A 1,097-nucleotide genomic window follows, 5' to 3' on the forward strand; every position below is an offset into this window, starting at 1 on the left:
CGGCCGTCCTGGTGAAGGCCGCCCTCGTCGCCACTCACCTCTGGCGCCGCCGCCGCGCGTCCACCAGAGCCCACTGAACCACCGCGGGACTCCGCTCAGTCCGCTCGCAGCCCGGCCAAGGTGAGCGCGACGAGCCGGCGAGCAGCAGCCTCAGAGGACAGGTCGACGGCCGCCCGCAGCGCGTGCAGGCAGAACGTGACGAGTTCGTCCGCCGGCACGTCGTCACGAACGTCACCGGCCCGCACGGCGTCGGCCAGCGTGTCGCGCAGCATCTCATGCAGTCGGCGCTGGGCGCGGCCGACGTCCTCCGACCGGTGCAGGAGCGCGACGAGATCGCCGCCGAAGCCGTGCCGCGCCATCCGCTGATGCATCAGCGCGTACGTCTCCAGCATGGCCTCGAGCCGTCGCCCTGCGTCGCCCTCGCGCTCCTTGACCTGGGCGAGATGCTCCACGTGCCCGGCAACCACGCGACCGTGCCAGGCCAGCAGGATCGCCTCGACGTCCGGGAAGTACTTGTAGAGCGTCGCCCGCCCGATGCCGGTCTTCTCGGCGATCTGCGACATCGTCACCGACAGCAGCCCCCGCTCGCCCACCAGCTCGACGGTGGCGTCCAGGATCGCGTCATGCACGGTGCGGCGATGCGCCTCGATCGTCTCGTTCCACAACTTCGGCACCCGCCCAGTTTACGAACCGACGGGAGCGAAACACAGCGCCGCCTGAGCGACGATCTGTCGCCCGTGTCGCCCTCTTCCGGGCACGAAGCTCCCATCGCCGCGCCGCAGAGTTCGGATGACTCCCCGATTCCGGTGCTGCCGGGTGGCACACTGCGCTCGCGGGCCTGCGGTGGCGAGGTGCGCCCCTCCCCCGCGCTTCGCACGGCGGGCGTTACCTTCGAGGTTCTCGCGTGATGCCGTGAAGGCACGTTGTGACGAGGTGATCGACGAAGGTCGGCGGGATCTCGATGTCGGCTGCGGGGGTGCCCCTGAACAGGTGGGGGAGGATGAGTTCGTGGCACGCCCCGACGATCATGGCGGCGGCGGCATCGGGGTGCGCTTCGGGGCTGAGGCGGCCGAGGGCCTGCTCGGCGCCGAGGTAGG

Annotated in this window: 1 protein-coding gene; it reads right to left on the bottom strand. The window is 70.9% G+C overall.

Translation table 11 applies throughout. From position 1 onward, the window contains the following. Nucleotides 1-95: 95 nt before the first annotated feature. Nucleotides 96-674 carry a helix-turn-helix domain-containing protein gene (locus AB0J09_RS65555; protein ID WP_360714691.1) on the bottom strand — a complete coding sequence of 193 codons (579 nt, stop codon included), beginning with the start codon at nucleotides 672-674 and terminating at the stop codon, nucleotides 96-98. Nucleotides 675-1,097: the final 423 nt, after the last annotated feature.

This window comes from Nonomuraea sp. NPDC049784, assembly GCF_040659615.1.
Lineage (GTDB): Bacteria > Actinomycetota > Actinomycetes > Streptosporangiales > Streptosporangiaceae > Nonomuraea.